The 272-nt window shown below is 47.1% G+C and carries 1 protein-coding gene; it reads left to right on the top strand.

Annotation, left to right across the window (positions count from 1 at the left end):
- The coding region (locus AAEY78_RS13130; protein WP_352339747.1) for a DapH/DapD/GlmU-related protein at positions 1-272 on the top strand (272 nt) is incomplete at both ends.

Here is a 272-nt window from a genome sequence, read left to right as displayed (position 1 = left end):
CGTATGTAAACATTGGCGCATACGTTGACGACGGCACCATGGTTGATACATGGGCTACTGTAGGCTCGTGTGCACAAATTGGTAAGAACGTACACTTATCGGGTGGCGTAGGCATTGGCGGCGTTTTAGAGCCATTACAAGCCAACCCAACCATCATCGAAGACAACTGTTTTATTGGCGCACGCTCTGAAATAGTAGAGGGTGTAATTGTTGAAGAAGGCGCGGTAATTTCAATGGGCGTTTACATCAGCCAAAGTACCCGTATTTATGAC

This window comes from Psychrobacter sp. 16-MNA-CIBAN-0192 (genome assembly GCF_040309565.1).
In the GTDB taxonomy this organism is placed as follows: Bacteria; Pseudomonadota; Gammaproteobacteria; order Pseudomonadales; family Moraxellaceae; genus Psychrobacter.
Note: the sequence above shows the minus strand (reverse complement) of the source record. Positions and strands in the feature narration are given on the sequence as shown.